Genomic DNA, 24,851 nt, shown 5'->3' on the forward strand with positions numbered 1-24,851 from the left:
GGGCCAAGCTGTTCCGGGTCACCGACGGCGAATACGTGCTCGTCTTCGTTGTCCACCACATCAGCGCGGACGGCTGGTCGATGGGCCCGCTGACCCGCGACGTGATGCTCGCCTACGCGGCCCGCTCGAACGGCGTGCCGCCGGGCTGGGCGCCGCTGCCGGTGCAGTACGCGGACTTCAGCCTCTGGCAGCGCGACGTGCTCGGCTCGGAGGCCGATCCGGCCAGCCTGATCTCGCAGCAGGCCGAATACTGGCGCGCCGCGCTGGCCGGGCTGCCCGACGAGCTCAACCTGCCCGCCGACCGGACCAGGCCGACGACCCAGTCGTTCGCCGGTGGGCGCGTGCTGTTCCCGATCGAGGGCGAGCTGCATCGCAAGCTCACCGAGATCGCGCGGGAGCAGAACGCGACCATGTTCATGCTGGTGCACGCCGCGCTCGCACTGTTCCTGGCGCGGATGTCGGGCACCGACGACATCGCCATCGGCACCCCGATCGCCGGTCGTGGCGAGGCCGAACTCGACGACGTGATCGGCATGTTCGTCAACACACTGGTGCTGCGCTCGCACGTCGAAGGCGACCTCACCTTCGGCGAGCTGCTGGCCCGGACGAAGGACGCGGACCTACAGGCGTTCGCGCATGCCGACCTGCCGTTCGAGCGGCTCGTCGAGCTGCTCAACCCGGAGCGCTCGACCGCGCGGCACCCGCTGTTCCAGGTGGCGCTGTCGTTCGAGAACCTGCCGGAGACCAGTTTCGAGCTGCCCGGATTGCACGTCGGCGCGGTCGATTTCGAGGTCGAGACGGCGAAGTTCGATCTGTCGCTGACGATTCGGGAGGCCGCGGCCGGCGGCGACGCGGGCATGTACGCCGAGTTCTCCTTCGCCCGTGACCTGTTCGACGACGCCACGGTCGAGGTCTTCGCGCAGCGGTTCACCAGGCTGCTCGACGCCATCGTCACCGAACGCGAGCTGCCGATCGGCGACCTGCCGCTGCTGGACGCGGACGAGTACGAGCTGCTCACGCACGTGCACGGCGAAGACGTGATGGCCACCGGGCTGCTGCCGGACCTGCTGCAGCGCGGCGCGAAGCTGAACCCGGAGCAGATCGCGGTCCGCTACCAGGGCCGCTCGATCACCTACCGCGAGCTCGACGAGTACTCGTCGCGGCTGGCGCGGGTGCTGATCGAACGCGGTGTCGGCCCGGAACGCATTGTGGCGCTGTCCTTCCCGCGCTCCTACGAGATGGTCGCGGCGTTCTGGGCGGTGGCGAAGGCCGGTGGCGCGCACGTGCCGGTCGACCCGACCTACCCCGAAGACCGCATGCGGCACATGATCAACGACTCCGGCGCGGTCATCGGTATTACCGCGACCGAGCATGTGGATCGCCTGCCGCGCGATGTCGAATGGTTGCGGTTGGACGATCCGGCGCTCGATGAGCTGATCGAGGCCAAGTCGCCCGACTCGGTGACCGACGCCGATCGCCTCTCGTCGCTGGCCATGCGGCATCCGGTGTATGTCATCTACACGTCGGGTTCGACGGGTATGCCCAAGGGCGTCACCGTGACTCACGCGGGGATGGGTGGCCTGGTCGGTGTCGCCACCGACCTGTACCAGCTCGAGGCGCACCACCGGTTCCTGCATATCTGCTCGCCGAGCTTCGACCCGTCGGTGCTCGAATGGCTGTGTGCCGCTTACACCGGCGCGACGCTGGTGATCGTGCCGTCCACCATCATCGGTGGCCCGGACCTGGCCGAGCTGCTGCGGACCGAGCGGGTCACGCACACGATCATCACCCCCGCGGTGCTCGGCACGGTCGATCCGGCGGGCATGGAGGCCCTCGAAGTCGCTTCTGTCGGTGGCGATGTCACCACGCCGGAGCTGCTGGCCAAGTGGTATCCGGGCCGGAAGTACTTCAACGCCTACGGTCCGACCGAGACGACGATCATCTCGTCCTACGCGAGCCTGACGCCGGGGCGGCACGTCACCATCGGTCTGCCGGTGCGCGGCATGTCGGCGCTGGTGCTCGACAACCGGCTCAACCCGGTGCCGCCGGGTGTCGCGGGCGAGCTCTACCTCGCCGGTGGCGCGGTGGCGCGTGGCTACCACAACCGCCCCGACCTCACTTCGGAGCGGTTCGTCGCCAACCCGTGGAGCAACGAGGGTGCACGGATGTACCGCACCGGTGACGTGGTGCGCTGGTTCGCCGAACCGGGCGAGCGGGCGGGTAATGCCGCCGTGCCCGAGGTGCGCTGGGAGCTGGACTACGTCGGGCGCTCGGACTTCCAGGTGAAGATCCGTGGCTTCCGCATCGAGCTCGGCGAGATCGACACGGTCCTCGCGGCCCATCCTGATGTCGAGTTCGCGATCACGCTCGGCAAGGAGACCGCGGCGGGCGCCACGATTCTGGTGTCGTATGTGCTGGCGGTGCCCGGCCACGAGATCGACCCGGTCCGGCTCAGCGAGCACGCCTCGCGCAGCCTGCCGCCGCACATGGTGCCGTCGGCGATCGTGGTGCTCGACGAGATCCCGCTGACCCCGGTCGGCAAGCTCGATCGCAAGGCACTGCCCGAGCCGGTGCTCGCGCCCCGCGAGTTCCGGGCACCCGCCAGCGAGGTCGAGGCGATCATCGCCGAGGTGTTCGCCGAGGTGCTCGGGGTCGAGCAGATCGGGTTGGACGACTCGTTCTTCGCGCTCGGCGGCGACAGCATCCTGTCCATCCAGCTGGTGTCGCGGGCCAAGGCGCGCGGCGTGGTGTTCTCCCCGCGCGAGGTGTTCGAGCGGCGCAGTGTGGCTTCGCTTGCCGAAATCGCCACGCTCGGTGCGGGTTCGGAGCAGGTCAAGCTGGAAGAGCTGCCGGGCGGCGGGGTCGGTGAGATTCCGCTGACGCCGATCATGACGCAGATCCTCGCGAGTGGCTCTGCCTACGACCGCTTCTCGCAGACGATGGCGCTGCGACTGCCGGACGGTATCGATCGGGCGACGCTCGTCGGAACCATCGCCGCGGTGTTCGATCACCACGATGTGCTGCGTACTCGGTTGCGCCGCACCGAGGATCGGTGGGCGTTCGAGGCGCTGGCGACCGGTGCGGTCGACGTGGATGCCATGGTGCATCGGGTCGAGCTGGCCGCCGACGTCGACGACGCGGAGCTGAAGCGGGTCGGCAGCGCGGCGTTCGACGCCGCGCTCGGCCGACTCGATCCGGCGAATGCGGTGATGGCGCAGTTCATCTGGTTCGCGTTCGAGGGCGAGCGGCGCGATGTGCTGCTCATCGTCGCGCATCACTTCGTGGTCGACGGTGTGTCCTGGCGCATCCTGATTCCGGACTTCGCGGTCGCGTGGTCGCAGTTGGCCGCCGGTCAGCAGGTGGCGTTGCCCGCCAACGGCACGTCGATGCGGCGCTGGGCGCACAGCCTGGTCGAGGCGGCTTCGTCGGCCGAGCGGGTCGCGGAACTGCCGTTCTGGCAGCAGGTTTCGACGACACCGGATCCGCTGCTCGGTGCGCGGCCGTTCGACCCCGCGGTCGATACGTTCGCCACCGTCGAGCGGGTCGAGGTCACCTTGCCCGCCGAGGTCACCGATGCGGTGCTCACCGCGATCCCCGGCCTCTACCGCGGCGGCGTGAACGACGGACTGCTGTCCGCGCTCGCGATGGCCGTCGCGCGCTGGCGTGGCGAGGGCGCGGCCGCCCTGGCCCACCCGTCGCCCGACCACCACCCCTCATCGAGTCGCTACGCGACGCTGATTAACCTCGAGGGGCACGGTCGTGAAGAGGAAGTCGTTCCGGGCGCGGATCTTTCGCGCACCGTCGGCTGGTTCACCACGGCCTACCCGGTCCGGCTCGACCTCGGCGGCGCCGATCTCACCGACGCGTTCGCCGGTGGTGCCGCGCTCGGCGAGATCGTGAAGTCGATCAAGGAGCAGCTGCTCGCGGTGCCCGACAAGGGCCTCGGTTACGGGCTGCTGCGGCACCTGAACTCGGCGACCGGGCAGCGACTCGGTGCCTCGGGGCAGATCAGCTTCAACTACCTGGGTCGCATGTCGGCCGGGGAAATCCCTGAGCAGCTCGCCGAAATCGGCTGGGTGCCGGTGGGCGATCTCGGTCAGCTCGACGGCGACATGGACCTGGACATGCCCGCCAACGCGACGATCGACATCAACGCGATCGTCACCGACGGCGCGGACGGTCCGGAGCTGGGCGCGGCGTTCGCGTTCCCGACGGGGCTGTTGACGCGGGAACAGGTGCAGGAGTTCGCCGACCACTGGGTCGCCGCGCTCACCGCGCTGGCCACGCACGTGCGCAGGCCGGACGCGGGTGGCTTCACACCGTCCGACATGTCGCTGGTGCGGGTCGAACAGGCCGATATCGAGCTGTGGGAACGGAACTACCCGGCGCTGGCCGAGGTGTGGCCGCTCTCGCCGCTGCAGTCCGGTCTGCTGTTCCACGCGATGATGACCCAGGCCACCGTCGACGTGTACACCATGCAGGCCGTGGTCGATCTCGGCGGCACGCTGGATGTCGAGCGGCTGCACGCGGCCGCGCAGGGCATCATCGACCGCTACCCGAACCTGCGCACCGCGTTCGTCACCGACTCCGACGGGCAGGCCGTGCAGGTCGTGCTCGATCGGATCGAAGCGCCGTGGCGCGAGGTGGATCTCACCGGGTTGCCCGCCGACGAGCGGACCGTGGAGCTGCGCAGGCAGGTCGCGGCCGATCAGGCGACGCACTTCGACATGGCGGTGCCGCCGCTGCTGCGGTTCACCCTGTTCCGTACCGACGAGAGCCAGTGGCACCTGGCGATCACCACCCATCACATCCTGTTGGATGGCTGGTCGATGCCGCTGCTGATGCGGGATCTGCTGGTGCTGTATGCGGTTCGCGGCGATCAGACGGCGCTGCCCCGGGTGGCCTCGTACCGTAACTTCCTCGGCTGGCTGGCCGGGCGGGACCGCGAGGCGTCGCTGCGGGCCTGGGCGACCGCGCTCGACGGCGTCAGCGAGCCGACTCAGCTTGCGCCGCAACCGCGTTCGGCCGAGCAGTACGAGATCGGCAAGCTGGTCACCGAGCTCGACTCCGACCGCACCCGCCAACTCACCAAGCACGCCGCCGAATTGGGCGTCACGGTGAACACGCTGGTGCAGGCGGCCTGGGGCATCCTGCTCGGACGGCTCACCGGCCGTGGCGATGTGGTGTTCGGTGCCACCGTCTCCGGGCGGCCCGCCGAACTGCCCGGCGTCGAGTCGATGGTCGGCCTGTTCATCAACACGCTGCCGGTGCGGCTGCGGATCGATGACCGGCAGACGATCGGCAAGCTGCTGGAGCGGTTGCAGCACGATCAGGCCGATCTGCTCGAGCACCACTATGTGGGGCTCACCGACATCCAGCGGGTGGCGGGCACCGGATCGCTGTTCGACACGCTGCTGGTGTTCGAGTCGTATCCGATGGACAAGGAAGCCATTTCGGCCGCCAGCTCCATCGACGGCATGTCGGTGACCGGTGTCGGCGTCAACGACGCCACGCATTACCCGCTGACGCTGCTGGTGACCGCCGAGGCGACCATCGAGCTCACGCTCAAGTATCTGGGCAGCCGGTTCTCCGCCGACGAGGTGGAGATCATGTCCGCGCGGTTGGTTCGCGTGCTCGAGGCGCTGCTCGGCGATCCGGACGGGCTCGTCGGCGACATCGACATCCTCGATGCCGGTGAACGCGCCCGCCTGCTCGTCGAATCCGGTATCACGGCAACCACTTCTACGCCGGAACCGGCAGGCCGGGTCGGCGCGCACACGGTCGCCAAGGTGCTCGCCGAGGTGGTCGAGGAGGATCCGGAGGCGCCCGCGCTGCTCGCCGACGGTGACGAAATCGCTTACCACGTCCTGGATCGACGCTCCTCGCAGTTGGCGCGGGTGCTCATCGATCGGGGTGCGGGGCCGGGCGACATCGTCGCGCTGGCGCTGCCGCGCTCACTGGACTCGGTCGTCGCGGCCTGGGCGGTGCAGAAGGCCGGTGCGGCACTGTTGTTCGCCGGTGATCTCTCCGTCGACGACATGGCAAGCGCCGGAGCCACCTTCGGCATCACGCCGAACGCGGTGCCGGACAGCGCGATTCAGTGGTTGGTCCCGTCCGAGCCACGGATGCAGGCCGACCTGGCCGCGGCCCCGTCGCACCCGGTCTCCTACGCCGACCGGGTCCGCCCGCTCGGCGAAGACGACCCGGCCTTTGTCGTACCGTCCGGCGACGGCGTCCTCGCGATCACCCAGACCGAGGCCCTGGCTCGAGCCGAACACGTCCGTGAGGAGTACGGCATCGACTACGAGTCGACCACGTACACGGCGGCTCCCTCCGGCCGTGCAGCAATGCTCGAGTTCCTTGCCTCCGCCACCGCAGGCGCTCTCTCGGTCCTCCCGACCGGCGAAGTAGCCAACGACCTCGCCGACGGCGAAGTCACCCACTGGTTCGTCACCCCGAGTGAGGCAACCGACGCGGCGGATCCCGAGGTCAAGATTGTGATCGCCGAGTAGTTCCAAACGGCAATCCGTCTGTGAAGAGCACATTCAGTGCTCTTCACAGACGGATTGGCCAGCGCGTTCAGCTAGACTCGGACGAAATCAGCAAGACTTCAATTGCTCCCGTTCAACGAGGTTGGAGGTGCCCCGATGGCGATGCCGATTCCCCACGCCGACTATTGGACGGCCGCAGACCTCGACAACATTCCTGACGACGGACTGCGTTATGAGGTGTTGAATGGCCAGCTCGTTGTGCACGCCGCACCCAAGCCTCGGCACCAACTACTGATCAAGGGTTTGGAACGTGCCCTCGACGCGGTCGTGCCGTCCGGGCATCTGGTCGTCGAGGGGCTAGGTGTGTTGATCGGCGATGATGAGCCGATCCCGGATCTGATGGTGGTGACCATCCCGTTTGATCTGGACGAGCGCGGGATCCCGGCCGAGCAGGTGAAGCTGGCTGTCGAGGTGGTCTCCAGATCGACAACCTTGCAGGACCGAATGACTAAGCCGGTCGTCTACGGCGAAGCCGGAATCCCGAACTACTGGCGATTTGAGATCAATCCGTTCAGAGGCCAGCTGTCCGGCGAGTCCTTGCCGGTCCTCTTCGCTCACGAACTCGGCGATGACCAGACCTACGAGCTGACCCACAGGGTGGCGGCCGGAGACGCCGTCACCCTGCGTAGTCCATTCGAAATCACCATCGATCCCCGAATGCTGCTGCCCTAGCAGAGACGCAATCACGCCGGAGGATGATCTGCGGGGACCAAGCGAGGACTTCGTCTACGGTCCATTGGTCGTCGACGAGGTGCTGGCGGGGATCGATGTGTCGACTCCGGCCGATGCGCACTGGCGAGACCGGCTGACCGCCTTGCTCGGGCGGATGCGGGCCGCCATCTCCGCCCATCCGGCGACGGTGCCGTTGGTCCCTCGGCACCGGAAGTCTGCCACCGGCACCCGGCGCTGGATGGAGGCCATGCTGTCGGTGCTCGCCGAGGGCGGCTTCGACGGGCCGGATCGAGTAATCGCCCAGCGCACGCTGGTCGCGTTCTTGCTCGGGTCCTTGGAGAACCAGCACTACGCGTCGATCAACGCGCCCGCGACCACGGCTATCGCGCAGCTCTCTCCCGAGGAGTATCCGATGCTGACCCAGACTGCGGCGCAGGCCAGGAAGATGTCGGTCGACGACGAGTTTCGCGGCGGTCTCGAGATTTGTCTTGCGCGGGTTGGTGCCGTAATCGATGAGAGCCGTTGCGCGTTGTGGCGCAACGGCTCTCGGGTGCGGGTTCAGCTGAACAGGGCGGTGATGGCGATCGTTTCGGCCATGGCGCGGTAGCCCGCGTCATTGAGGTGCATGCCGTCGCCGCAGTCGTAGCGGGGAGCGATGAAGCCGGGGCGGTCGGGGTCTTCGACGGCGCGGGCCACGTCGAAGACCGAGTCGATAACGTCGGTGGTGCGCAGCCATTCGTTTACTTCGCGGCGGGTCTGCTGGGTTTCCTCGAGTGGCATGCCGGGGTAGATGCAGCCCGCGTAGGGGCCGATGGTGGCGGCGTGGATGGTCAGGCCTGATTCGTGGGCGCGGCGGGCGATCTCGGTGAAGCCGGCGATCAGTTCGTCGGTGGTGGCGTGGGGTTCGCCGGACATGCCGCCGAGAATGAGGTCGTTGATGCCGAAGTTGATCAGGACGGTGCTCGCGCCGGGGACGCTGCGGACGTCTCGGTCGAATCGATCGAGCCCGGGCACGCCGATTTCGTTGGTCAGCAGGCGATTTCCGCCGATGCCCTGGTTGACGGCCCAGCCGTGGTCGAGGCGGTCGTTGAGGGCGTCCACCGAACGGAGGTTCGCGCTCATGGTGGAGCCGACGCCTTCGAACCATGAGTCGCCGAGGGCGACGGCGATCGGGGTGCCGACGGGGGCAAGTACATCGACGCCGGTGACGTAGAAGCGTGCTGGAACCTCCTCGGGGTCTGCGAGATTCGGCTCCGCAGTGACATTTCCGGTTGCTACGTAGGCGGTTTCGCTCGGCTGGTGGGAGAGGGTGGCGAGCCCGGTCGGCTCGGGCAGGTAAAGGCTCAGGATGAGATCGGTGCCCGCGGTCACGGCCAGCTCGACCGGGTCGCTGACTACCTCTGCGCCGACCGGGATGGTGATCTGGTCCGCGCCGTCGAACCGCAGCACGGTGTCGGTCTCCGTGACGATCTCGCTGCCGGTCTTGCGCAGCGCGACGCGCGCGGCGCCGATGACCAGCGGGGTCTGTCCGAAGAGGTTGGTCAGCCGGATCCGGAACTGCTCGCCGCCACCGGCCAGGTGCAGCACCTGACGCACGGTCTCGTCGGCGAACGCCCGCGATTCGGTGAGCTTGACCTGCTCGTACGGGCTGATGACCGCGGAACGGAAACCGGCGACCCAGGCGGTGGTGTCAGACATCGAAAGCTCCAGTAGTTGTCGTGCGGAATATTGCGTTGGCATATTTCTACAACTGAGTATTCCTCGTGTCAACTATCCCCGGAGCAACTACTTCGGGTAGGTTGGTGGCATGGATGCGACCGAACTGTTCGAGGACCCGCGGCTGACCACCATGGGTCTGCTGTTCGAGGCGTTCGAAGGGGTGGTCACCAAGCTGGAACCGGTCTGGAAGTCGCACGGCCTGTCCGGCCTGGATCTGAATGCGCTGATGCGCCTGAGTCGTTCGCCGAATCGCCGGCTGCGGATGACCGATCTCGCCGCGCAGACCACGCTGTCCACCAGCGGCGTCACCAGGCTGGTCGATCGGCTGGCCCGGGCGGAACTGGTCGAGCGCGAGCTGGACCCGGGTGACCGGCGCAGTGCGTATGCGGTGCTGACCGACCGCGGCGCGGAACGGCTCGCGCAGGTGCTGCCGGACTATTTGGCCGCGGTGGAGCGCTGGTTCACCGGGCTGCTGACGCCCGCGCAGCTCGACGGCTTGATCGCCGCATTGCGCATCGTTCGAGACGTGACCATGCCGGATGCGACGGTCGGCGTCGACCGATCGGTGAAGGTGTGAACGTCAGGCGGATTCGTCGAGGAGTCGTGCGAGCCCGCCGAGGATCAGGTTCAGTCCGAAGGTGAAATCGGCGATGCCCGTGTGCTTTCCGTCGATCACCAACTGCGACAGCGCGTTCATGTACGGAAACCGATCCGCCGGGATGAGCGGCAGGAATTGCTTTGCGGCGGAGGCGTATTCGTCCGGCTGCAGCGGGAAGTTGACCTGCTGCATGGTGAATCCGTAGATGTGGCTGTCCATCGCGTTCCATGCGCGATCGGCCAGCTGGTAGGAGAAACCCGCGGCGCGCAGGCAGCCGACGGTGGCGTCGATGTAGCGCAGCATGGCCGGGCCGACGTTGAGTCGAGTGCCGATCAGTCCGTTGGCCCACGGGTGGCGCAGTAGCGCCTCGTGTGCGGCGGTCGCCCGCGCGCGCATGGCCGCCTGCCAGTCGCCGCCGATCTCGGGCACGCCCATCTCGGCGACCACCAGATCGGCGATGCCGTCGAGCAGGTCGTCCTTGTTGGTCACGTGGTTGTACAGCGACATCGCCTCGACGCCGAGCGTCTGTGCCAGTCGGCGCATGGACAAGGCCGCGAGGCCGTGCTCGTCGGCGAACTGAACGGCGGTGTGCAGCACCTTTTCCCGATTGAGCGGCGCGCGTGCGGCACCGTCGGCGGACGTTCTGGGCATCGGCCCCTCTCTTGACGGACTTACGGTGTAAGCGTACCGTCCGTGGTGAGCGACTTACGCTGTAAGTACACGTTTCATGCGAGGAAAATCCCATGTCCGAGGCCAAGAGCCCGCAATCAACGGTCGATGTCAGCACGATGACGGCGGTGGTCGCGCCGCAGTACGGTGACGGTTCGGTGCTCCGGACCGAGGTGGTGGACCGCCCTAATCCGCGTCCCGGCGAGGTTCTGGTCCGGGTGCGTGCCGCGTCGGTATGTCAGGGCGATGCGCACCTGCTCACCGGCACGCCCTATCTGCTGCGGCTCGGGTTCGGCCTGCGGCGGCCCAAGGATCCGATCATCGGGCACGACCTGGCCGGGGAAGTGGTGGCGGTCGGCGACGAGGTGACCGGATTCCGGCCCGGCGACACGGTATTCGGCTCGGTGAACGCGGGCGCTTTCGCGGAGTACGCCTGTGTCTCGGAGCAGCGACTTGCCCTCGTGCCGACCGGGCTCGCCGTCGAAGAGGCTGCGGCCCTGCCTGATTCGGGCATGACCGCGCTGCAGGGGCTACGCGATGTCGGTCAGCTGCGGGCCGGGCAGACCGTGTTGATCAACGGAGCATCGGGTGGCGTCGGCACCGCCGCGATCCAACTGGCCAAGGCGCTCGGCGCGGAGGTCACCGCCGTGTGCAGCACCCGCCACCTCGAGGTCATGCGATCACTGGGTGCCGATCATGTAATCGACTACACCACTGACGATTTCACCGCGAGCGGACGACACTATGACGTCATGCTCGACCTGATCGGCAACCGGTCACTGCGGGACTGCCGACGGATACTCACCCCGAAGGGCATCTTCGTCTCATCGGCCGGTGCGCCCGGCGGCAACTGGGCAGGCCCGATCACCTGGATGGGAAAGATGGTGCTGGCCAACCTGTTCGTCGGCCAGAAGATCGGCATTCTGCTCATGCGTCCGCGCCGCACCGATCTGGAGTTCCTCGCCGGGCTGACCGCAGCGGGCAAACTCCGGCCGCTGATCGAAAAGCGCTACCCCTTGGCCCGCGCCACCGAGGCGGTGCAGCACATTCTGGATGGGCACGCCCAGGGCAAGACCGTCATCGTCGTCTGAGCTGCGACTCTTCCGGTCGAGGGATAGGGGACCGGTACTTACAGTACGAACATGACAATCGCGACATACATCAATCCCGAAACGCTGCCGAACAACCCGGCATTCACCCAGGTCGTGCGGGTCGCCGCAGCGGCGGACACCATCTACGTGGGCGGGCAGAACGGGGTGGACAGCTCCGGTCGGCTGGTCGGAGCTGATGTCGCGGCACAGACGCGGCAGTCGCTGGCCAACCTGCAGACTTGCCTGGCGGCGGCGGGTGCGTCGATCGAACATGTGGTGAAGTGGACGATTCTGATTGTCGACGGTCAGTCGGTACAGGAGGGTTTCGCCGCGTTCATGGAGGTGTGGGCTGGTCGCCCGAATCCGCCGGCGATCACCGTCGCGTTGGTCGCCGGACTCGCGGTCCCCGGCGCGCTGGTCGAGGTCGAAGCGGTTGCCGCCGTGCCTGTTTCCTAATCGACCGATTGGGCGAGCCGAGCTGTCAGCTCGCGGATATGCGTGATGAGTTCCGGCGGCTCGTGCACGCGGAACGGAAAGCCAAAAGTGGCCAGATAGACGGCCAACTCGTCGAGCGAGTCCGATCCTGTTCGCAGCACGCAGGTTTCGGCGTCGACGGCTTCGAGGGCGCCAATGGTGGGTGCTATGCGATCGGCGGCGATCTCGGCAGGCACGCCGAGGGTGACGCGGGCGGAATAGCGATACGGCGAACTCGCCACTCCGCGGGATAGATAGCCGGACAGGTCGACGTCGGGTGCTTCGCGCGGGGCGAAGCGGGGACCGGTCGGGACGCGGGGTTGCAGGCGGTCGCAGCGGTAGGTGCGCCAGTCGGCGCGGTCGACGTCCCAGCCGATGAGGTACCAGCGACGGCCGATGTGCGCCAGCCGATGCGGCTCGGTGGTGCGCAAAGATGTGGTGCCGTCATGACTTCGGTAGTCGAAGCGGAGACGGTGACTGTCGCGGATGGCGCCTGCGATCGCGGTGAGCGTGTCCGGGTCGACGGTCGCGCCACCGGCCCGCACCGTGACGGTGACCGATTGCAGCAGACTGACCCGGTGGCGCAGCCGGGACGGCAGCACCTGTTCGAGCTTGGTGAGTGCGCGCAGCGAGCTGTCCTCGATTCCGGTGATGGTGCCGCCCGCGGCGGTGCGCAAGCCGATCGCGACCGCCACCGCCTCGTCGTCGTCCAGCAGCAGTGGCGGCAGCTTCGCACCCGCGCCGAGTCGATAGCCCGCGACGCCGGGCGTGGCATCTACTGGGTAGCCGAGGTTGCGCAGCTTGTCGATATCGCGGCGCACCGTGCGGACATCGACCTCGAGGCGTTCGGCCAGGTCGGTGCCGGTCCAGTCGCGGGGAGTCTGGAGCAGCGACAGCAACCGCAGCAGTCTCGCGGAGGTTTCCAACATGGGTTTCAGTCTGCCGGAAAGCTAGGGCGGAAGCTGTCCTAGGCGGGTCATATCGTCTATTTCATGACCAACGAGATCCGCGAATTCCGCATCGACATCCCGCAGCAGCAGCTCGATGACCTGCGCACTCGGCTCGACGGCGCGCGCTGGCCCGCGCCGCTGCCCGGGGACGGCTGGGACACCGGTGTGCCGACCACCTGGCTGCGCGAGCTGGTCGACTACTGGCGTACCGAATACGACTGGCGCGCGGCCGAGGCAGAACTGAACTCGTATCCCCAATACACGACCGAGATCGATGGGCAGAACATCCATTTCCTGCACATCCGTTCGCCGCATGCGGACGCGCTGCCGCTGCTGCTGACCCATGGATGGCCCGGCTCGGTAGTCGAATTCCTCGACGTGATCGGGCCGCTGACCGATCCCGCCGCGCACGGCGGGGATCCGAAAGACGCGTTCCACCTGGTGATTCCGTCGCTACCCGGTTTCGGCTTCTCCGGTCCGGTCGCGGAATCGGGCTGGCGGATCGAGCGGACCGCGCAGGCCTGGGTCGAACTCATGCGCAGGCTCGGGTATGAGCGCTACGGGGTGCAGGGCGGTGACGTCGGTGCCGGGGTGAGCCCGGAGGTCGGCCGGATCGTGCCGGAAAGCGTTGTGGGCGTGCACGTCAACGGCGGACCCGGCCCGATGCCGCAGTTGCCGCTGTCCGAGGCGGAGCTGGCGAGCCTGAACGAGGTCGAGCGCGATCGAGTGCGCCGGATCGAGGCCTTCATGCGGGAAGAGTTCGGGTACATCGCGATTCAGTCGACCCGCCCGCAGACGCTGGCTTACGGGCTGGTGGATTCTCCGGTGGGACAGCTCGCCTGGATCATGGACAAGTTCCGGGAGTGGACGTATCCGCGAAACGTGGACCCGGACAAGATCATTGACCGTGATCGGCTGCTGACCAACGCGATGCTGTACTGGCTCACCGGAACCGCGGGTTCGGCGGCGTATGTCGGCTACGTGCACTCCGATGCGTGGGGTGCGCCGAAGACGAACTCCGGAGTGCCCACCGCGGGACTGATTCTCGCGCACGACGTCGGCATCCGGCGCTACTCGGAACCCGAGAACACCATCACCCGGTGGACCGAGGCCGACCAGGGCGGTCACTTCGCCGCGCTGGAGGCGCCGGTGCTGCTGACCGACGATATCCGCGAGTTCTTCCGCGACCTGCGCTGAAAACCGAAGCCCGTGGGCCTGTTCCGGCATGTCGCCGCCGGAGCGGGCCCATCATGGGAGCAGGACCGTCGGCGAGGTGCAGCCCATGGATAAACCCAAACCGTTCACCCAGGAACACCGGGAAGACTTCTGGCGCCGCTGTGGGTGGTCGCCCGAACTCCCGGAGGCCGAACGCGCGGCGATCGAACGCGCGTGGGACGACGAGGCGATCGACATGGCAGAGCTGTTCGGCTGGTGAATTCGGGGGCTTGCCGTAGCCCGACCGGTGGCGCACCATCAGGTCGGGAGGAATGTCATGGATACATTGGGGTTGCCGAGCCGTAGGAATCGCACGATGGTTTCGTCGCGCGTGGATCCGGTGCTGAACTATTTCGGTAAGTGTCCGCTCTGCGGGTATCCCGCACACGCGTCGCGGATCACCGCGCAGTTCGACGACGACGAGACCGAGCAGTTGGTCGTCGCCACGTGCGGGTTGCCGTGTGGCTGGAGCGGACCTGTCGTTGCGACGACGATGACCTGACCGCCGCTACCCTGCGGCGAGTTCACCGGCGAGCTGCCACGAGTTGCGCTCGGCGGCAAAGGCTTCTGCCTGTATGGCGCGGAATTCGGTGATGGATGCGTCGTTCTCGGTGAGGAACCTGCGATAGTCGGCGAGCCGGAATTCCCCGTCCTCGGCCCGCACCTCGACGTTGCCCGCGGCGAAATCGGCGCGCAGGTCGAGCAGTTCGTCGGCCTCGACCGGATACCAGCGGATTCGATCGAAATAGCGCAACAGCCAAGGTGTTTCGTCGCCGGAGGGGTGCCGATCCGCACCGGGTCGACCGGCGAGCGGACCCGCGTGATGATTCCACACCTGGGTGGTGCGGCCGACGAACTGATAGCCGCCGGGGCCCTCCATGCCGTAGATGCACAGGTAAGCGCCGCCGATGCCGACCGCGTTCTGCGGAGTCCAGGTGCGGGCTGGGTTGTACTTGGTGGTCACCAGGCGGTGGCGCGGGTCCGTCGGAGTGGCGACCGGGGCGCCGAGGTACACGTCGCCAAGGCCGAGTACGAGATATTCGGCACCGAAGACTGTGTCGTAAACGTCTGCTACCGAGGCCAATCCGTTCATGCGGCGGATGAACTCGATGTTCCACGGGCACCAGGGAGCGTCGGCGCGGACGCCGTGCATGTAGCGGGTGATCGCCTCGCGAGTGGACGGGTCGTCCCAGGACAGGGGGAGGTGCACGGTGCGGCTGGGGACGACGAGCTGATCGGCGGCGGGCAGGTGTTGTTCGGCTTCGGCCAGCAGATCCAGCAGAGACGGCACGGACAGGATGTGGGGGTCCACTCGGATCTGCAGCGAGCGGATGCCGGGGGTCAGCTCGGTCACGCCGCGCACGCCTGCGGCGAGCAGGTGCTGATGCAGGGCGTGCACGCGGGCGCGCAGTGCGAGATCCAGTGTCATGGTGCCGTATTCGACGAGCACGGCGTCGTCGCCCGCGCGGCGATAGGTCACGCCCGTTTCGTCGTCGACCTCGGTGCGCCGCAGTACGCCGTCGTCACCGTCACCGCCGGACGACAGCACGGTCGGCCAAGAGGCCCTGCGCCCGGTGCCCAGGTCGCGAATCGAGGCGGCCCGATCGCTGCGGATCGGCACGAAACGCACTGCGTCGCCTGGGGATAACTGCCCGAGCTTCCAGCGGTCGGCGGCGACCACGGTGACCGGGCAGACGAAGCCGCCGAGGCTCGGTCCGTCGGGGCCGAGCAGGATCGGAGTGTCGCCCGTGAAGTCCAGTGCACCAACCGAATACGCAGTGTCGTGGATGTTGGACGGATGCAGGCCCGCCTCGCCGCCGTCGGTCCGGGCCCAGTCGGGTTTCGGTCCGATCAGCCGTACGCCGGTGCGGTCGGAGTTGAAGTGCACCTCGTAGTCGGTGCCGATGATGGTGTCGAAGTCGGCGCGGGTGAAGAACTCCGGCGCGCCGTGCGGGCCTTCGGTCACCGCCAGTTCCCAGCGCTCGGCCAGCACCGGCTGGTCGTCCATCGGAACACCGGTCGCGATCGGGTCGCGGGATGGCCCGAGCGGCAATGCTTCCCCGACCTGCAGCGCGTTGCCCGCGCTGCCGCCGAATCGACCGAGGGTGAAGGTCGCTGTGCTGCCCAGGTATTCGGGTAGCTGGATGCCGCCCGCGAGCAGGACGTAGCAGCGCATGCCCGGCCCGCGCACCGCACCGACATCGAGGACACCGCCCGCGGGGATCTGGACGGTCCGCCACTGCTCCACGCGAACGCCGTTCACCGTGACGTCCGTCGGCGCACCGGTGACACACACCCAAGTGGGTGCCGAAAACCTCAGTGCGGGACCACCGAGGGTGCACTCCAGCCCGGCCGCGCCCTCGGCATTGCCGAGCACCCGGTTGCCGAGCCGGAACGACAGATCGTCCATCGGACCGGACGGCGGGACGCCGACGTGCCAGTATCCGGTCCGCCCCGGCCAATCCTGCACTGTCGTCAGCATTCCGGGCCGGACGACTTCGACGGACGTGCACACGGGTGTGGGGCCGATCGAGGGCTCGGCAGCAGCGGATAGGTCGGTGATGGTCACTTCGACACCACCATCCGCACCGGCGTGGGGTCGAAACCGTTGCAGGGGTTGTTGATCTGCGGGCAGTTGGAGACCAACACCAGGGTGTCGATCTCGGCGCGCAGGGTGACTTTCTTTCCCGGCGCGGACAATCCGTCAACGATCCCGAGCGTCCCGTCGGCCTCCACCGGAACGTTCATGAACCAGTTGATGTTCGACACCAAGTCCCGCTTGCCGAGACCCCATTGCAAAGCCGCGGTGAGGAAGTTCTCCACGCAGGCGTGCTGGTGCCGGGTGTGCTGGCCGTAGCGGAGCGTGTTCGACTCCTGCGAGCAGGCGCCCGCGATGGTGTCGTGATTACCTACCTCGTCGGCGACGACGGTCATCAAGGCGGTGCCCGCGTCCGTCAGCAGCACGCTGCCGGTGGTCAGGAAGATATTGCGCTGCGCGGCGATCGTGGCCTGCGCGCTGTAGCGATCGGTGTGATCCGCCGCCGAATACAACAGGCAGTCCACCGCCTGATTGCCGTGCAGGTCGATGATCTCCAGCTGCTCGCCCGCCTTGACCACCGCGGACCAGGGGGCGCGGGCCGGGACGGTCTCGTCGAGAACGACAGTGCTCATTGCCTGACCTCCAGCGTTAGTGCGGCCGTCCAGGCGCGTTCGGTGTTGTCCACGGCCCGTTGGTATTCCGGGTCGCTGTTGTGGATGACGGCGAGATCCTCCGGCGCGGCCCAGGCGACGACATCGAGATCCGTAGCGGCGCGGTCGTCGAGTGGGTGCGCGGCATTGGCAACGAGCAGGACAACCGGGAGGTGCACCAGCAGATCGACCGAGGAACCGGGGGCAGCGCTACCGGTAGCGGTCAGTGCGCCATCGGATTCCACTCGAACGCCACGGAAGAACGACACCGTCGGCCCGATATCGCGGGGTTCCAGACCATGCTTGGCACCGGCCAGGCGCAGTAGCTGCCGTGCCTCGGCGGTCGGTCCGCACAGGGTGTCGTGGCTACCTGAAGTATCGGCGAGCACAGTCGCCAGAATGCGCCCCTGGTCCGACAGCAGCGGATGGCCGTCGCCGAGATAGGCCTGCCACGGAACCTTCACTGTGTCAGCGACATTCAGCCGCTCCCACGGCGCATCGGGACGCACCAGCAGCAGATGTGCGCAGGCTGCGCCCGCTGGGTCGGTCAATCGGATCCGAGTTCCGCGCCCCAGCACGACATTCACGTAACCGTCCGGCGGAATACGCTGGGCGAAGCTGATTCTCGCCTGCTCGACGCCCGCGGGCAGTTCGGGTCCCTCGATGGTCGCCGCGGCGGCCTGGGATCGCGCGTGTGCCCTCGCGCTTTCGGTGGATGCGGTGCTGCTGGTCATTCGTTGCCCCCTTCGCTGGGTGCGGCCTCGGTCATTCGTTGTGCAAGTGCTTCTTGTCGGACTGTCGGATACGAACGTGTGCGCGGTGGTGCTGGCCTGCACCACCACCGCGTCACCTGTCAGGCGGATTGTGTTGTGGGTTCCTGATTTTCGGTGCTGCTCGGCGAGCGGAGAACGATCCGGTGCACGACCACACCGGCGGCGATCACCAGCAGTACGAACAGCGGTGCGGCCCAGAGCATCCACCAGCCGCCGCCGTTCGGGGTGTAGACCTCGGCGCGCGGCCAGGCCAGGTTCACCGCCATCGCGATGCCCCACAGCACGGCGAGCACGTTCACCGGAATCCCCAAGCGGCCCAGGCTGAACAGTCCCGCTTCGTCTGCTTCGTCAGCGGGCATCCCCTTGAACCGCCGCACCAACAGCGGCACGGTGACCAGCAGATACGCCAGATACAGCGTCACGATGCAGACGCTGGCCAACGTCGCGAAGATCGCGGCATTGCCGAGATTCAGCACCAGCAGGCCGATGCCGAGCGCGCCGATGATGACCGACGGCAGCACCGGGGTGCCGAAGCGCGGGTGCACCGCGGCGAGCCGCCGGGCGAACGGCAACTTCCCGTCCCGGGCCATCGAGAACATCAGCCGCGAGCCCGCCGTCTGAATCGCCAAGGTGCACACCGTGATCGCCACCGCGACGCAGCAGAGCAGCACCGTGCCCGCCGGGCTGTTCAGCTTCGAGGTGAGTACGTAGGCCAGGCCGCCGGTGGCCAGCGAGCCGTCGGACAGGCTCGGCGCGGCCATCAGCGCGCTGATCAGCAGCAGCCCGCCGCCGAGCGCGGACACCGCGAGCGCGGTCAGGATGGTGCGCGGCGCCACCCGGCGCGGATTCTTCGTCTCCTCGGAAAGCTCACCGGCGGAATCGAACCCGACCATCACGTAGGCGGCCATCAGCCCGGACACCAGGAACGCCGCCCAATACGAGCCGGGCACCGCCTGATCGGTCTGCAGCACCACGCCGGGCCCGCGTTCGGTGTGCGTGAAGAACAGCGCGATGATCGCGAGCACGCCGACGATCTCGACGGTGACGCCGATCGAGTTGATCCGCGACATCAGGTCGATGCCGATCACGTTGACGATCGTGGTGACCACCAGCAGGACGCTGCCGAGCAGCACCGCGTTGGTCGCACCGGAGGACGAGGTGAGCGCGGTGTCGTCGCCGACCAACTGGAAGCCGCTCCAGATCGACGGCAGCACCACCTGCAGTGCGATCGCGGCCGCGGCGGCGGTGACGATCTGCGCGATCACCATCATCCAGCCCGCGAACCAGCCGACGAGCTCACCGCCGAGGCGGCGCGACCACTGGTAGATGCAGCCCGAAATCGGGTAGCGCGCGGCCAGTTCGGCGAAGTTCAGCGCGACCAGGAACTGCCCGGCGAACACGATCGGCCAGGTCCAGAAGAAGGCGGCGCCGCCGAACGAATAGCCGAAGCCGAAGAACTGGAAGATCGTGGTGAGGATGGAGACGAACGAGAAGCCGGCCGCGAACGAGGCGTAGCGGCCGAGCTTGCGATGCAGCACGGGTTCATAGCCGAAGCGGGCCAGATCGGCGCCGTCGCGGCTGGTGTCGGGCGGAGGGGCGGGGGCGAACGTTGTGGCCATGAGGGTCCTTCGGCGAGCGGCCAATACCTATCAGATGACAGTTTTGCGGTGGCGATCGCGCTTTCGGTGACCCGCGTGTATCGCTTGCGGTAACCCCGGTAACTTCTGCGTTGCCGAGGTTTCTATCGAATGACAGAAACCTCTCCACCGGCTACCGGTGGAACGACCGTGGCGGATCGGTCCAGCGGAGACCTGCCAGAATGGGCCACGTGGCAAACCTCGGCCCCGGCCGTCCTCGTGTGGAGCAGCGACGCCGTCGCGGCCAGACGCCGCGCGCCGAGATCCTGGATGCCGCCGGGGAGCTGTTCACCACCAATGGCTACGCGAACACCTCCACCCGTGTGGTCGCCGACGCGGTCGGCATCCGTCAGGCATCGCTCTATCACCACTTCGCCGCCAAGGATGACATCCTCGATGCGCTGCTTGCCGAAACCATAGCTGCCCCACTGGAACTCGCCGAGCGACTGGGGAAGGTGTCGGCGCCGGTGTCAACCAGGCTTTACGCGCTGGCCTACTTCGACGTGCGTCAACTGTGTGCGGCGCACTGGAATCTCGGTGCGCTGTATCTGCTTCCGGAGCTGCGCACCGAGCGGTTCGCGACGTTCCGGCTGCGGCGTGACGAACTGCGCGGACACTACGAGACGTTGGCGGCCGTGGTGCTGGCCGAGGCGGGTGGCGCGGGCATCGTCGGTGCCGAGGCGCTGCCGTTCCGGCTGGTCGAGATGGTGATCAGCATGCGCTCGGATGAGGGTGCGGCGCCCGCCGACGCGGAGCGGACCATCCCGGAGGCGGCGCTGCGTGTACTCGGCTGGCCCGGTGACCTCGAGGCGCTGCGCGGCGAGGCACAGCGGCTGCTCGATCAGCTCGACCCGGCTTGAGCCCTACTTGCCCGCGCTACGTCCCCACTTGAGGCCCCAGCCGTAAGCCTGGTCGACTTCCTTCTTGCCCCACATCGGACGACCGGCGGGCGGCCGGATGAAGACGCCCTGGCGGTGAACTACGAACTCGCCGTTGATGTTCTCGATCAACGCGAGCACCATCTCCCGCGAATTGTCAGTGCACCCGTCGACCAGCATCTCGATCGGCGGCGAGCCGACCGGGTACAGCGTGGCGGTGGCGTGCACGCCGCGGAAGTCGTCCGCGCCGGCGTACAGCGAGGCGAACACCAGGATCCGGCGGAACTTCGCGGTGTGGTCGAGGTTGATGTCGAGGTTCTCGCCGGCGGCGACAGCGCCGGTCCGGTCATCCTGATCGAGCTGGATGAAGGGGGCCTTGCGCAGCGAGCCGAAGCTGTCGAGCGGGCCGATCGCGCCCTTCGTACCGTCGGTCATCTCCCAGAAGCAGCAGAGGTCCAGGTCGAGGCCCGCGCTCTTGCGTTTTCCGAACTTGCGCGGGGCCGCGGAGGCGCCGGTCCAGTTCAGGTTGACCCGCATCACGCCGCCGGTGGCGCCCTGTTTGGTCAGCGAGATCGACGGTGATTCTTTGGTCAGCGAGATCTTGCTGAGGTTGACCGGAGCGCCGGGCTGCGGTGAAAACTGTTGTGGTGGAGCCATGTTCGGTGGTGGCGAACCGTAAGCGCCGGGCGGCGGCGGATATCCGGCAGGCGGCGGGTATCCGGACGTCGGCGGGTACTGGGTCGGCGGTGGAAACTGCGCCTGCGGCGGAGCGTACTGCGGTGCGGGCGGAGCCGGGGGCGGCGGCGCGGTGAACTGATGCGGCGGCGCGGCGGGCGGTGGCGGCGGGGTGAACTGGTGCGGCGGCGCGGCGGGCGGTGGCGGCGGGGTGAACTGGTGCGGCGGCGCGGCAGGTGCCGGCGCGTCATCCACCGAGATGCCGTAATCGGTGGCCAGACCGGCCAATCCGGAGGCGTACCCCTGCCCGACCGCGCGGAACTTCCACGCGCCCTGACGGCGATAGAGCTCCCCGAGCACGAACGCCGTCTCGGTGGTCGCGCCGACGCTGTCGAACCGCGCCACCTCGGCGCCGCTGCCCGGATCCACTAAACGCACATAGAGACCACGGAATTGGCTGAAGGTGCCGCTGTCCGCGGAGGCCGCGATCACGATGGTGTCGATCTGCGGTTCCACCTGCGCCAGGTTCGCCGACAGCACGTCGAGCACGGTCGGTCCCTGCTGCTTACCCTCGTGCCGGACCGCGCCGGACGGATGCACGGGCTGGTTGTAGAACACGAAGTCGTTGTCGCTGCGCACCTTCCCGGCGACCAGCAGCAGCGCCGAGGCGTCGGCGTCGGGCACGCCGGGCCCGCTCTGCCAGCCCAGTTCGATCCGGACGGCGGACATCGGCACCGCAACGTTGGCGCCCTTCGTCATCGACACACTTGCCAACGTATCGCCAAACCCGCCGATTGGGTACCTGATCAGCGCGTCGGCGGCGCGATCTCCCAGTGCTGCTGCAGCGCGCCCGCGATTTCGGGGAGCACGGTGATCGGAATCCGCTTGCGCCGCAACAGCGCCCGGATCTCGTTCACCTGCTCGCGCTTGCGCAGGTCGTAGGCGCCGGAGACCGGGCGCAGCACCGGCGGAATGGACAGCAGCACCAATTCGCCGTGCTGTTCGTCCCCGCCGGACAGGTCGAGCGCTAACGACCAGCGGGATCGTTCGTCGAGGGTGAAGCGGCCTGCGACCACCCGGTCCCAGTCGATGCTGGATTCGGTCCACGGGGTGCGCCGGTAGATCGCCCGCTCGGTGAGTACGACGGCATCCCTGGTGAACAGCGCCACCACCACCGCGATACCGGCGACGGCACCGGCCAGCAGGCCGGTGAACACCCGGTTCACGCCGAACAGCCCGACCACCACCGCGCACACCGCGACGGTCGCCAGGATCCCGAGGGAGCTGTACAGCATCGCGCGCCGTGTCGGCACCACACCCGCCCGCACCATTGCCTCACCTACCTACTTCCGGCGTGCTGCGGCACACGCTACCGCTCGCCGTAAAGCCGCACACCTGCTGACTTCCCCACACCGAATCGGTACGGGAAATCAGCAGGTATGCGGGTTGATCAAGCTTCGAGCGCGACCGCGGCCTCGGCCGTGTACACCAGGAACGTCAGGCTCTGCTGGAAGTACAGCTCCACCGACTCGGCATCGTGGGACAGGTAGCCGATCGACAGGTCCTGGCCGATCCGCAGGTCGAAATCGCCGCCGCGGCAGGTCAGCACGAACGCGCCGTCGATGGCGGGCGCCCAGATGATCTCGCCGTCCGGGATGAGCCGCTCGATGTGGGTGCGGATCGGGTGCCCGTGATCGGAGGTCTCGCTGACCGCGGTGAACAGCTCCGCGCTCAGCAGCACTGAGTACGGCCCGTCGACGCCGGCCAGCCGCAGTGCGGTGAGCGCCTGGGTGACCGACTCCGGCACCAGCCGCGGATCATTCGGCAGCGCGATGGCCTGGTTGGTCGTACTCGCCCGGATGCCGGTGATATTCGCGGCCGGATAGCCCTCGAAGATGGCCCGGTCCTCGGCGAACGCGATCTTCTTCGCGGCGTCCTTGACCGGATCCAGGTCGGGGTCCATCGCGCCGCGTTCGACGTTGTCGAGCTCCTCGCGCGACAGCCGGAACGGCACCCGCAGCTCGACCAGCGGCGCGACCACCCGCTGCCTGGCCTGCACGCCCTCGTCGGGCGCGGTGATCGGAGTGGTGTGCCCGGTGCCGACCGCCGAGTAGTCGGCGCCGTGCGGGCCGGACAGATCGACGACGCGGCGCCCGGCGATGTGCCGCTTGAAGGTGCGCGTCGCCTCTTCCTCGATCGCCGACCATGCCTCGGCGGTGATCGGCGCGAGTTCGCGATAGAGGTTGTTCATGCCTGCGTGCTCCTTTTCAACGTGCCGATACCGAGTGAGCCCGAGCCGATATCGTTGGGCTGCACATCTTCCGCTGCAATGGCGTCGTCCGGTGGCGGGGGAAGTTCATCGAAGAAATCGAGGGACGGCGCGAAGAACGACGTGCCGGTGACCGCGATGGAGAAGTCGAGGATGCGGTCGTAGGCCGCCTCCTCGGTGCCGACGAACATCCGGGTGAGCATCAACTCGGTGACGCTCGGTGTCGCGGCGTAAGCGATGTAGTACGTACCGAACTCGCCGTCCTTGACGCTGCCGAACGGCATGTTGGCGCGCAGGATCTCGCGCTCGGTGCCGTCGGCGTCCACGATGGTGTTCACCGCGACGTGCGAGTCGGCGGGCTTGTCGGCGTCGGACAGCTCGAAATCGTCGAGCTTGGTGCGCCCGATCACCTTCTCCTGCTGCTCGACCGACAGCGCCCGCCACTCCGCCATCGGATGCAGGTACTTCTGCACGATGACGTAACTGCCGTCGCGGAATTCGGGATCCTCGTCGCCGACCAGCGCGGCCGAATACGCGCCCTGGCCCTCCGGGTTCTCGGTGCCGTCCACGAAGCCGAGCAGGTCGCGCTGTTCGAAGTAGCGGAACCCGACGGTCTCGTCGATGATCGTGGCCGCGCCGGCCAGCCGGTCGCCGATGGTCATGGCCAGCTCGAAGCAGGCGTCCTGGTTTTCCGCCCTGATGTGGAACAGCAGATCGCCCGGCGTCACGGGGGCGGTGTGGTGCTTGCCGACGAAGCCGGGGAAGTCGTGCAGTTCGGCGGGCCGTGGTCCGATGAAGAGCCGGTCCCAGGCCGCGGAGCCGATCGAGGTGACGCAGGTGAGACCCGCGCCGGGAATGCGGAAGCCGACCGAGCGGCGCAGACCTTGGATATCGGCGAGGGTGTCCCGGACGACCGCCTCGCCGCCCTCGTCGATGGTGGCGACGAGGAAAATGGCGGCCGGGGTGAGCGGATCGAGAATCGGCTGCGGCTCACTCATGATCTTCAGCCTAGTGCCCGGCACCGACACCTCGGGAAGGTGGCACGGGCACCCGGGCTACTACTTCGCGACCGTCAGCAGGAAGGCCACATCGTCCACGGCCATCACGCTGTGCCGTGCCTTGGGCACCACGAGTAGATCACCCGTCGAACCCTTCCATTCGTTGCTGCCACTGATCAATGTCAGCGTGCCGCTGAGGACCAGCAGGGTGGCCTCGCCCGCGTTGTCGTGCTCGGCCAGGCTCTGGCCCGCGCTGAGGCCGACCACGGTCTGGCGCAGCGAATTCGCGTGGCCACCGTAGATAGTTTGCGAACTCCGCCCGCTGGTGGCGGTGCTCGCGATCTTGAGCTGTTGTCGAGCAACCGCAGTCAGCGATTTCTTGTCCATGGACCGCCTTTCGCAAATGACAACAGCCGGTGCGGGGGCTGGTCGCACCGGCTCGGGGCCCGGACGGACGCAGGTCCGACCCCACTTACCAGGAAGTATGCCCGAC

Annotated in this window: 22 protein-coding genes (1 of these 22 only partly in view); 10 read left to right on the top strand and 12 right to left on the bottom strand. The window is 67.6% G+C overall.

Annotated elements, in window-relative coordinates:
• From ACIBK2_RS29910 to ACIBK2_RS29920, 3 genes are all read left to right on the top strand, one after another.
• Positions 1–6,512 carry the 3' end of a non-ribosomal peptide synthase/polyketide synthase gene (locus ACIBK2_RS29910; protein WP_396971894.1) on the top strand. 37,300 nt of this gene lie to the left of the window's left edge, so the window shows 6,512 of its 43,812 coding nt (coding positions 37,301–43,812); its start codon lies off the left edge, out of view; it ends in the stop codon at positions 6,510–6,512.
• Positions 6,513–6,647: 135 nt separating this feature from the next.
• Positions 6,648–7,223, top strand: coding sequence for a Uma2 family endonuclease (locus tag ACIBK2_RS29915; RefSeq protein ID WP_396971896.1), 576 nt, complete (start codon positions 6,648–6,650; stop codon positions 7,221–7,223).
• A gap of 64 nt (positions 7,224–7,287) precedes the next feature.
• Positions 7,288–7,830, top strand: a complete 543-nt coding sequence (locus ACIBK2_RS29920; protein WP_396971898.1) for a TetR/AcrR family transcriptional regulator C-terminal domain-containing protein — start codon at positions 7,288–7,290, stop codon at positions 7,828–7,830.
• On the opposite strand, the gene ACIBK2_RS29925 is transcribed toward ACIBK2_RS29920, so the two are convergent.
• Positions 7,782–8,921 (bottom strand): GDSL-type esterase/lipase family protein, encoded by a 1,140-nt coding sequence (locus tag ACIBK2_RS29925; RefSeq protein ID WP_396971900.1) that lies wholly within the window; start codon positions 8,919–8,921, stop codon positions 7,782–7,784. The two genes, ACIBK2_RS29920 and ACIBK2_RS29925, sit on opposite strands and share 49 nt — an antisense overlap.
• 109 nt (positions 8,922–9,030) lie before the next feature.
• Between ACIBK2_RS29925 and ACIBK2_RS29930 the strand changes: the two genes are divergently transcribed.
• A complete protein-coding gene (locus tag ACIBK2_RS29930; RefSeq protein ID WP_396971902.1) occupies positions 9,031–9,519 on the top strand; it encodes a MarR family winged helix-turn-helix transcriptional regulator in 489 nt (162 codons plus the stop codon).
• 3 nt (positions 9,520–9,522) lie between these two features.
• Here ACIBK2_RS29930 and ACIBK2_RS29935 read toward each other — a convergent pair whose 3' ends face one another.
• The gene (locus ACIBK2_RS29935; protein WP_396971904.1) at positions 9,523–10,191 is read right to left on the bottom strand and encodes a TetR/AcrR family transcriptional regulator C-terminal domain-containing protein; all 669 of its coding nucleotides are present in this window, start codon (positions 10,189–10,191) and stop codon (positions 9,523–9,525) included.
• Between the two features lie 92 nt (positions 10,192–10,283).
• On the opposite strand from ACIBK2_RS29935, the gene ACIBK2_RS29940 reads away from it, so the two are divergent.
• Together ACIBK2_RS29940 and ACIBK2_RS29945 are read left to right on the top strand one after the other, a co-directional pair.
• Positions 10,284–11,300, top strand: a complete 1,017-nt coding sequence (locus ACIBK2_RS29940; protein WP_396971906.1) for an NAD(P)-dependent alcohol dehydrogenase — start codon at positions 10,284–10,286, stop codon at positions 11,298–11,300.
• A gap of 51 nt (positions 11,301–11,351) precedes the next feature.
• Entirely contained in the window at positions 11,352–11,756 is a 405-nt protein-coding gene (locus ACIBK2_RS29945; protein WP_396971908.1) for a RidA family protein, read from the top strand.
• On the opposite strand, the gene ACIBK2_RS29950 is transcribed toward ACIBK2_RS29945, so the two are convergent.
• Entirely contained in the window at positions 11,753–12,703 is a 951-nt protein-coding gene (locus ACIBK2_RS29950; protein WP_396971910.1) for a helix-turn-helix transcriptional regulator, read from the bottom strand. The genes ACIBK2_RS29945 and ACIBK2_RS29950 overlap by 4 nt on opposite strands.
• A 63-nt stretch (positions 12,704–12,766) precedes the next feature.
• Here ACIBK2_RS29950 and ACIBK2_RS29955 point away from each other — a divergent pair, with 63 nt between their 5' ends.
• The 3 genes from ACIBK2_RS29955 to ACIBK2_RS29965 all read left to right on the top strand — a co-directional run bounded on the left by ACIBK2_RS29955 (position 12,767) and on the right by ACIBK2_RS29965 (position 14,441).
• The gene (locus ACIBK2_RS29955; RefSeq protein WP_396971912.1) at positions 12,767–13,921 is read left to right on the top strand and encodes an epoxide hydrolase family protein; all 1,155 of its coding nucleotides are present in this window, start codon (positions 12,767–12,769) and stop codon (positions 13,919–13,921) included.
• 85 nt (positions 13,922–14,006) lie between these two features.
• The gene (locus tag ACIBK2_RS29960; protein WP_357385784.1) at positions 14,007–14,159 is read left to right on the top strand and encodes a hypothetical protein; all 153 of its coding nucleotides are present in this window, start codon (positions 14,007–14,009) and stop codon (positions 14,157–14,159) included.
• A 96-nt stretch (positions 14,160–14,255) separates the two neighbouring features.
• On the top strand, positions 14,256–14,441 hold the full coding sequence (locus ACIBK2_RS29965) for a hypothetical protein (protein WP_396971914.1): 186 nt from the start codon (positions 14,256–14,258) through the stop codon (positions 14,439–14,441).
• Positions 14,442–14,447: 6 nt separating this feature from the next.
• On the opposite strand, the gene ACIBK2_RS29970 is transcribed toward ACIBK2_RS29965, so the two are convergent.
• The 4 genes from ACIBK2_RS29970 to ACIBK2_RS29985 form a co-directional block, all read right to left on the bottom strand.
• On the bottom strand, positions 14,448–16,454 hold the full coding sequence (locus ACIBK2_RS29970; protein WP_396971991.1) for a 5-oxoprolinase/urea amidolyase family protein: 2,007 nt from the start codon (positions 16,452–16,454) through the stop codon (positions 14,448–14,450).
• A gap of 50 nt (positions 16,455–16,504) precedes the next feature.
• Complete coding sequence (locus ACIBK2_RS29975; protein WP_396971916.1) at positions 16,505–17,110, bottom strand: urea amidolyase associated protein UAAP2; 606 nt, start codon at positions 17,108–17,110, stop codon at positions 16,505–16,507.
• Positions 17,107–17,862 (bottom strand): DUF1989 domain-containing protein, encoded by a 756-nt coding sequence (locus ACIBK2_RS29980; protein WP_396971918.1) that lies wholly within the window; start codon positions 17,860–17,862, stop codon positions 17,107–17,109. Before ACIBK2_RS29980 ends, ACIBK2_RS29975 begins: the two co-directional genes overlap by 4 nt.
• A 119-nt stretch (positions 17,863–17,981) precedes the next feature.
• Entirely contained in the window at positions 17,982–19,520 is a 1,539-nt protein-coding gene (locus ACIBK2_RS29985; protein ID WP_396971919.1) for an amino acid permease, read from the bottom strand.
• A 209-nt stretch (positions 19,521–19,729) separates the two neighbouring features.
• Here ACIBK2_RS29985 and ACIBK2_RS29990 point away from each other — a divergent pair, with 209 nt between their 5' ends.
• Positions 19,730–20,398, top strand: a complete 669-nt coding sequence (locus ACIBK2_RS29990) for a TetR/AcrR family transcriptional regulator (protein ID WP_396971921.1) — start codon at positions 19,730–19,732, stop codon at positions 20,396–20,398.
• Positions 20,399–20,401: 3 nt separating this feature from the next.
• Here the strand turns inward: ACIBK2_RS29990 and ACIBK2_RS29995 are convergent, their stop codons facing one another.
• From ACIBK2_RS29995 to ACIBK2_RS30015, 5 genes are all read right to left on the bottom strand, one after another.
• The gene (locus ACIBK2_RS29995; protein WP_396971993.1) at positions 20,402–21,850 is read right to left on the bottom strand and encodes a TerD family protein; all 1,449 of its coding nucleotides are present in this window, start codon (positions 21,848–21,850) and stop codon (positions 20,402–20,404) included.
• A gap of 47 nt (positions 21,851–21,897) precedes the next feature.
• Positions 21,898–22,422, bottom strand: a complete 525-nt coding sequence (locus ACIBK2_RS30000) for a hypothetical protein (RefSeq protein WP_396971923.1) — start codon at positions 22,420–22,422, stop codon at positions 21,898–21,900.
• Positions 22,423–22,541: 119 nt separating this feature from the next.
• The gene (locus ACIBK2_RS30005; RefSeq protein WP_396971925.1) at positions 22,542–23,342 is read right to left on the bottom strand and encodes a family 1 encapsulin nanocompartment shell protein; all 801 of its coding nucleotides are present in this window, start codon (positions 23,340–23,342) and stop codon (positions 22,542–22,544) included.
• On the bottom strand, positions 23,339–24,358 hold the full coding sequence (locus ACIBK2_RS30010) for a Dyp-type peroxidase (protein ID WP_396971927.1): 1,020 nt from the start codon (positions 24,356–24,358) through the stop codon (positions 23,339–23,341). Before ACIBK2_RS30010 ends, ACIBK2_RS30005 begins: the two co-directional genes overlap by 4 nt.
• Before the next feature lie 60 nt (positions 24,359–24,418).
• A complete protein-coding gene (locus ACIBK2_RS30015) occupies positions 24,419–24,745 on the bottom strand; it encodes a cupin domain-containing protein (RefSeq protein ID WP_150401995.1) in 327 nt (108 codons plus the stop codon).
• Positions 24,746–24,851: the final 106 nt, after the last annotated feature.

This window comes from Nocardia sp. NPDC050175 (genome assembly GCF_044459885.1).
GTDB lineage: Bacteria > Actinomycetota > Actinomycetes > Mycobacteriales > Mycobacteriaceae > Nocardia.